Origin of the sequence: Roseomonas chloroacetimidivorans (assembly GCF_049629625.1) — a bacterium.
GTDB lineage: Bacteria > Pseudomonadota > Alphaproteobacteria > Acetobacterales > Acetobacteraceae > Roseomonas > Roseomonas chloroacetimidivorans.
This window is the reverse complement of record NZ_JBNBZS010000066.1, coordinates 20750-28296: the sequence shown is the minus strand read 5'-3', so window position 1 is coordinate 28296 and position 7547 is coordinate 20750. Positions and strand designations below refer to the sequence as shown.

Here is a 7547-nt window from a genome sequence, read left to right as displayed (position 1 = left end):
GCACCATCTGCGACACGCTGGATCGCCTGCGCCCCGGATCATGCCCGCGCCGGGATCTGATCACCTTCGTGCCCGACCGGCCCGGCCACGACCGGCGCTACGCCATCGACCCGACCAAGGCCCAGCGCGAACTGGGCTGGCATGCCGGCGTCACCTTCGAGGGCGGCATCGAGCGCACCATCGAATGGTACCTCGACAACGAGGCCTGGTGGCGTCCCCTGCGCGAAAAGTACAGCGGCGAGCGCCTCGGGCTGCTCGACACGCCCATCGGGCCGAAGGGCGATTGACGCTTGGTCATCATCGGAACGGACCCCACGCCATGAAGGGCATCATCCTCGCCGGCGGCAGCGGCACCCGGCTCTATCCCGCCACGCTGGCCGTCTCGAAGCAGCTTCTGCCGGTCTTCGACAAGCCGATGATCTACTACCCGCTTTCCGTGCTCATGCTGGCCGGGATCCGCGACATCCTAATCATCTCCACGCCGCATGACCTGCCACTTTTTCAGCGCCTGCTCGGCTCCGGCGAACAATGGGGTATCCGCCTCTCCTATGTGCAGCAGGATAGCCCCGACGGCCTGGCCCAGGCCTTCATCCTCGGCGAGGAGTTCCTGGCCGGCTCGCCTTCCGCCCTCGTGCTCGGGGACAACATCTTTCACGGCTATGAACTGGATGAACGCCTGACCGAGGCGAAGCTCGACGGCCCAGGCGCCTCGGTCTTCGCCTATCGCGTCGCAGACCCGCACCGCTACGGCGTGGTGGAGTTCGACGAGGCCTACCGCGCGATCTCGTTGGAAGAAAAGCCAGCGAAGCCTCGCTCGGATTGGGCCGTCACCGGCCTCTACTTCTATGATGGCCGTGCCTCTGCCTTGGCCCGCACCATCAAGCCCTCCCCCCGCGGCGAGCTGGAGATTACCGATCTCAATCGCCTCTACATGGAGGAAGGTTCGCTCCGCGTGATCCGCCTGGGGCGCGGCTATGCCTGGCTGGACACCGGAACCCATGACAGCCTGCTCGAGGCTGGCGAGTACGTCCGTGCCGTCGAGAAGCGCACGGGCATGAAGGTGGCCGCGCCGGAGGAGGTGGCCTGGCGCATGGGCTTCATTGACGACAACGCCCTGCGCGCCCTGGCTGCGAAGCAGAGCAAGAGCGGCTATGGCGGGTACTTGGAAGGGCTAATCGGGCAGCGGCGCTAGATACGGCAATCGGGGTGCTGGCGCACAGAGATCAGTAAGTTCGCAGCAGGGCTGCTGTGCAGACCTGCGTCAAGCGATGCGGGTTGAAACCGGCCTTGCGGCCCGGATCATGCGATTGAGGACCTCGACGGCCATCGCGGTCTTGGCCTGCTGCGCCAGCAAGTTGCGGGCGCGCAGCTTCGGGCCAATGATGGCCTTGTAGCGCCCGACCGCCGTCTCCGCGAGTGCGAGCCTTCCGTAGCTGGTCGCCTCCTGCCAACGCATGTGGCCCTTCTCGGTGATGAATTGAATGTACCGATCGCGCCGGGTGTGCGCATCGGCGTTTTCCATGCTGACCACCGCTGACGCACGCGGCGGGATGATGACTTCGGGTGGAGGGTCAGGTTGATGGCTCACGATGGCCTGGTAGACGGGTTCGCCATCATACGCATCGTCCGCCGTCAGCTCGCGATCTGGCCATTCATCTGCGCGAGCAGCACCGGCATCTCGCCGCGTCGTCCGCGGCGTTATCGGTCAGTACTGAGGCAACGATCTCGCCCGTGCCGGCGTTCACGGCCCGATGCCACTTGCGCCAGGACCGGCGTTTCCGGCCGTGTTTCGCCGCATCCCACTCGCCTTGCCCGAACAGCTTTAGCCCGGTGCTGTCGATCACCAGATGCATCGGGCCGTCTGGTGCGGCCGCATGCTTTCGGCCTGCAACGCCGCCGCTGCTTGTATGGTCTGGAACGCGCAACTTCTGCCCGAGCAGCCGGACTAGGCTGTTGGCGAAGCCCTCAGCTTGGCGGTAGGGCGAGGTGGAAGACGAGCCGCAGCGTCAACAGAGCTCGATTGCGGCGTCCGAGTACCAGGCTTGGCCGCCGGGCATGGTCCGCCGCAGCGCTTGCTACCCTACCATGGCATCCTCATGGAGCCAGAGCGTCAGGTCCCCCGCCGCTTCAGGCCAGCCTCGCAGGCAGGCCGGTTCTGGACCCGGCAACGGAACCTCGGAATGCGATGACGGGGGGGGCAGCGCCATGCCTAAAGGGCATGCTCGAGAGCGTAACAGCATTGCCTGAGCTGGGCTACCCGGCCTGGCTTCCTGCACCAACGCCCTCTGGAACTTGTGGAGCTCGCCCAAATGATAGCGCGGATCGGATTGCATTCGCCTTGCTCAATATTCCATTTCTCATGGCTTAGATATGCACGAAGCAAGAGTTCGAATGTAACGAGGAGGCCCACGCCGCTTAAAGGGAAGACCCGAGGAGCTCGGCTCTGCTCATGATAAGTACAACCGAGTGGTCACATCTCATCAGCCCTTAGCTTCGTCTGGATGAGGTTACAAAAGCGAAAAGAAGCCGGCAGATTCGGCCCCCGCCTTCACTACAAGCCACTCCACTGCCCAGCCAGTTAAGGCCATGTGTGGGCACCGACCAAAGGCAGCCGCAGTCTAGCTCGGCATTTCGAAACACGAAACGGCCGGCAGGTGAGGGCCACTCCTCCCACATGCCGGCCGTCCTTTCCAAGCCTCGAAGGCCCGGGTCGGGGCACGTTCTAAGTTACAGAACCCGGATCAATCCACCGAATTATTGTGCCTCAACAAAAAAGCCGCCAGCCGGCCCCGCGAAGTGCGCCGACTGGCTGCTGAGGCCTGTGGCCAGAATGTATCGCAGCGTTCGGGGGCTCCACGGTGCGACCATCCCGCCGCTCCGCACCAACTGGGTCCGCTGGTCACGAACTCAGCAGAACCACGACCCAAATCTTTAGTTGCGCTTCATCTCATTTTTTTAGACGATACCCTTACCCTTCCGAAAGGATCTTTCACGTGAGTTCGATCGGCGGATCCGCATTCGCTCTCCCCATCCGGCCTGAGCTCAGTTCGGAGAACCACGATTTACCGGAACGTTTGCCCCTCTACATCAGTGGCCCGGTAGTCGCGATTGCTGCCACATCGATGTGGCTGGGCATCGTCTGGTCTTTAACCTGGCTGCTCGGCTGAGACGGACAGATCGAGGCGGGCGTAGCTGATTGAGGATGCGCCATCGCCTACTAGGCTACCGACTCAATCAGGTGAGCCAAAAACAAGCGGTTGCGACGAGTGCGACGGCGGACGGGAAGTTCCTGGCGAGGCGGTCATAGCGCGTGGCGATGCGACGCCAGTCTTTCATGCGTCCGAACATGCGCTCGATGACGTTGCGGCCCCGATAGGCGCGGCGGTTCAGCGGGTGGGGCCTGCGGCGGGCGCGGGTGGAGGGGATGACCACCTCGGTACCCTGGGCCTCCAGCGGCTTGCGGAGGTGATCGGCATCGTAGGCTTTACCGGCGAGTACGCGGCGCGGCGGTGCGATGCCGTCAAGCAGGCAGGCAGCGACGCTGATATCGGCGACGTTGCCGGGCGTCAGGATGAAGACAAGCGGTTTGCCTTCAGCATTGGCCGCAGCGTGGATCTTGCTGCTCCGCCCACCACGTGAGCGGCCGACCGCCTGCGCGGCTTCGCCCCATTTTTAGCCCTCGCTGCCGAGCGATGCGCCTTCACATGCGTGCTGTCGATCGAGATCTCGTCCGGAATGTTCCCGGCTGCCGCCAGGCGCTCGAAGATGCGGTTCCAGAAGCCTTGGGAGCTCCAGCGATTGTAGCGGTTGTAGATGGTGGTTGCGGAGCCGTACTCCGGCGGGCAGTCGCGCCAGCGGCAGCCCGAGCGCAGCACGTGCAGGATGCCGCTGATCACCCGCCGGTCGTCCATCCGATGCGCGCCAGGACGACCTTTCGGCAGGTGCGGCTCGATCACCGCCCAAGCCTCGTCGCTCAGCCACTCTGATCCGCTCATGCTGCCTCCTCCGAAGAAACGCAGCGAATCAGAAGACCCTCATCCAATCAACAATCTGATCAGGTGCTCAGCCCAGTGGCGACACTCGTGCTCGCCGTTCGTCACCGGGGTCCTACCAGCCAGAGTGGCGCCCGGAAGGCACGCTTCTACTAGTGCATTCCTGGCCCTCCGTTGCAGGGCAAAGGGAAACCTTAACTCCACACCCATCTGCTCTCGACGACCGCACGCCTTCGATTTCCCGGCCGTTAGCTGTTGGCGACTAGGCTGGGCCGCCGGGTCGCGAACAGATGCCGAATACTCTCCACAGGCTCCGCCCGCCCGAAGAAGTACCCTTGAGCCTCCGTGCAGCCCGCCTCGCGGACCTGATCGAGCTGCGCGCTTGTCTCTACGCCCTCAGCGGTGGCCGTCATGCCGAGCTGTGTGGCAAGGCGCGCAACAGAGCGCACGATCGCCAGGCAGTCCTCCCGGGTCGCCATGTCCCGAACGAAGGATTGGTCGATCTTGATCTTGTCGAAGGGAAAGCTCCGCAGATAGGTCAGGGAGGAGTATTTCGTCCCGAAGTCGTCCAGCGCAATGCGAACCCCCAGGGCGCGCAGACGATGCAGCGTGTCGATCACGGCCTCGCTGTCCTGCAGAAGGGCCGATTCCGTGATCTCCAGCTCAAGACTGGCCGCTGCAAAACCGGAGGTGAGCAACGCATCGCGGACCAGTTCGAGAAGGTCGCTGCCCGCGAACTGCACCGGTGAGATATTCACAGCGACCTTCGTTCCAGCTGGAAAGGTCGCGGCATCCATGCACACCTGCCGCAGGACCCAGCCGCCGATCGGCACGATCAGGCCTGTCTCCTCGGCGATTGGAATGAAATCGGCCGGAGACACCATGCCGCGCGCCGGATGATGCCAGCGGAGCAGGGCCTCGAAACCACTCAGATGCCCACGCCGAAGATCGAAAAGCGGCTGGTAATGCACCTCCAGCTCCGCTCGCTCCAGGGCGCCGCGCAGATCGGCTTCCAGGTCCATTCGCTGCTGCAATTCGGCCGCCATGGAAGCTTCGAAGGTCCGATAGGTTCCACGGCCTGCCGCCTTCGCCTTGTAGAGCGCCATATCCGCATGCTTGAGCAAGGAATCCGCGCTGGCCGTGGGCGCGGCCGCGCTGGCGATGCCGATGCTCACGCCGACCGAGGCATGGTAATTCGCAAGCTCGAAGGGTGCAGCGAAGGCTTCGATGATGCGCGTTGCCAGCGCCTCGGCATAGGCCGGCTGCGCCGCCTTGCCCTTGACCAGCACAGCAAACTCATCTCCACCCTGCCGGGCGATGATGTCGCCCTCCCGCAGGATCTCACGAATGCGGCCCGTCACGGACCGGAGCAGTTCATCACCGGCCTGGTGCCCGAGCGTGTCATTCACGTTCTTGAACTGATCAAGATCCAGGAACAACACGGCGACATTCGAACCAACCTCCTGGAGCGCCTCCGCCAGCCTTTCGTTGAATTGGCGACGGTTAGGCAACCCCGTAAGGGCGTCGTGATTCGCGAGATGCCGGATCCGTGCTTCCGCCCTACGGCTTTCCGTCACGTCCTCATAAGTCGCCACCCAGCCACCATCAGTAAGCGGCTGGTGCGAAATCGAGAGGGAGCGCCCTTCCTCGTCTTCCCGCACGAAAGTGGAGGCCATGGACCGGGCCGCCAGCTCCTGATGTCTGGCCCAGGCAGCCTCGGTCGCCGCGCTCCCAAAACCGTCGCAAGAACCAGCCAGCCTTAGGAGATCCGCCGCATGGGTACCTGGCTCCGCCGTACCAGGCGGAAGCCGGAACAGCTCGCTGAAGCGACGGTTAGAGACGATGAGGCGATGCCCGGCATCGAACATGACGACACCCTGGGACAGGTTGTTCAGCGCCGCATCGAAAAGCTGATTCTGCCGTAGGAGTTCGGCATCGCGCGCCTTCAGCTGTTCGTTCTGCTCGGTCAGAGCAGCCATGGCCTCCTGCACGCGATGATTCGCGCTGGAGAGATTCTCGCCCGTGATCGTCAGGTCACGCACGAGAGCCCGCACCTCGGCATTGGACCGAACGAGAAGCCGGTTTCGCCAGGAGGCGATTGCCGTCAGCGCCAGGCAGCAGGCGATCAGGCCGAGCAACAGGCCGGAGAACCACCATTGCAGTCGGTCGAGATCCCCCGTGTCCTGCGCCGCCAGATCGGCGCCATAGGAATGCGCCACTGACGAGAGCCGTGCCATCGGAGCGTTCAGCCGCTGCAGCAGAACCATCATCCGCCGGATCGTGGCCGGATCATCCAGCGTGGGCATCATGGCCCGGGCAGCGGCAGTGGATGCGGCCAACTCATCCACGATATGGCTGAGTTCGGCGTGCGAGCGGATGAAATCCCCGGTCTCGCCACTGCGGAGCACCGAGACCCGGTTTTCAGCGATCTCCAGCCAGACCTCGACGTTCTCCCGTTCAGTCTCGCCGCGAGTCAGCGCGAAGGCGCCCAATGTCGCCTGAAGCCGGGCAACCTCCTGCCCTGCCTGACTGGCCGTCCAACTAAGATTGTAACGGGAGAGCTTGGTCATTGCCTCCTGACGGGCAAAGATAAGGCCCGACGCGTAAACCGCCGCGCCCGTCAGCAGCGTCGCGAGAACGACAAGGAAGATCTGGATACGGCGCCCGGAAGCGGACACCGGGCCACGCTCCGCCATGGAGCGTGCCGCGTCGGCATTCGGGCCCCGGTTCAACATAGCGCCCAGGGCTCCCGGATCGCTCATCGAATGACGAGTTGGGCAACCGACCAGGCAGATCGGCTGTAGTAAAGGCGCGTCCGCAGCGCCGGATCGGAGTCATAGGGATAGACGACGAAGAGGGGTCCCTTCTCGCTCACCCGCATCGGCGCGCCGTTCCTTTGAGTGGCAAGAATAACGCCGAAGCGCTCGAAATCAGCAATCGGGATGTCGGTCGAATAGTCGTTCAGTGCAATGGCGGTCAGCGTTTCCCCCGTTGCCCCGACGGCCTTCATCAGCGTCGCCATGGGAACCCCTTCGAACCGCACCGGGCCGTCGAACCACGGCGTGACAGTGGTGATGGTGGCGGAGCCCAGGCTGGCGAGCATCGGCCGGTCAAAAACCGCCGCGTCACCGTCATTCGTCACCTGGATCTTGCCCGTGATGCGCAGAATCGGCGATTGGCTCGGCTGCGGCAGCGAGGAAGCCTGCGTCGGCGCATTCGCCTGCGCCTGGGCACGGCTTGCAATGGCGGCTGCAGCCATGCCGATCGTCGTCATCAGAACGCGCTTGCCGATCCGCAGATCCGTCAATGTCTTCTCCGTCCGTCTCGAATATTCAGGGTCTTCATGTCGCGATGGCTCCATGAACCATGCCAATTCGCGTAGCGTTGCTTGAGCGGCGCCGCCTTCGCCAAGGTGCTGGAAGGTCATCCCGGGACCAGCCCGTCCCTGCGGTCGGGCCACGAACGGGTCGGTGCTGTGGCGTCAAGCCTGGCTTCTTGTCCCCTCGCGAGAAGGGCGCATCAGCCAGGCGGGCGTGGGATTGCTGACATTGGGTC

6 protein-coding genes and 1 pseudogene are annotated in these 7547 nt (G+C 63.8%); 2 read left to right on the top strand and 5 right to left on the bottom strand.

Going from position 1 to position 7547, the window contains the following annotated elements:
• Both ACO1BU_RS28320 and rfbA read left to right on the top strand, forming a co-directional pair.
• Positions 1–287, top strand: a 287-nt coding sequence (locus ACO1BU_RS28320) for a GDP-mannose 4,6-dehydratase (protein WP_424139313.1), incomplete at its 5' end; no start/stop codon positions are given.
• A gap of 32 nt (positions 288–319) precedes the next feature.
• Positions 320–1192, top strand: coding sequence for a glucose-1-phosphate thymidylyltransferase RfbA (gene rfbA / locus ACO1BU_RS28315; protein ID WP_424139312.1), 873 nt, complete (start codon positions 320–322; stop codon positions 1190–1192).
• 69 nt (positions 1193–1261) lie between these two features.
• On the opposite strand, the gene ACO1BU_RS28310 is transcribed toward rfbA, so the two are convergent.
• From ACO1BU_RS28310 to ACO1BU_RS28290, 5 genes and pseudogenes are all read right to left on the bottom strand, one after another.
• Positions 1262–1522: a hypothetical protein gene (locus ACO1BU_RS28310; RefSeq protein WP_424139311.1), complete on the bottom strand. Its 261-nt coding sequence runs from the start codon at positions 1520–1522 to the stop codon at positions 1262–1264.
• A gap of 130 nt (positions 1523–1652) precedes the next feature.
• Positions 1653–1970: pseudogene (locus tag ACO1BU_RS28305) on the bottom strand (transposase); the annotation flags it as partial.
• Between the two features lie 1264 nt (positions 1971–3234).
• A protein-coding gene (locus tag ACO1BU_RS28300) for an IS5 family transposase (protein WP_424139310.1) occupies positions 3235–3995 on the bottom strand; the annotation gives its coding sequence in 2 pieces (ribosomal slippage) (positions 3235–3666 and positions 3669–3995; 759 coding nt in all).
• A 245-nt stretch (positions 3996–4240) separates the two neighbouring features.
• A complete protein-coding gene (locus tag ACO1BU_RS28295; RefSeq protein WP_424139309.1) occupies positions 4241–6754 on the bottom strand; it encodes a putative bifunctional diguanylate cyclase/phosphodiesterase in 2514 nt (837 codons plus the stop codon).
• Entirely contained in the window at positions 6751–7419 is a 669-nt protein-coding gene (locus ACO1BU_RS28290; protein WP_424139308.1) for a putative pterin-binding protein, read from the bottom strand. The genes ACO1BU_RS28295 and ACO1BU_RS28290 overlap by 4 nt, the downstream gene beginning before the upstream one ends.
• Between the last annotated feature and the right edge of the window lie 128 nt (positions 7420–7547).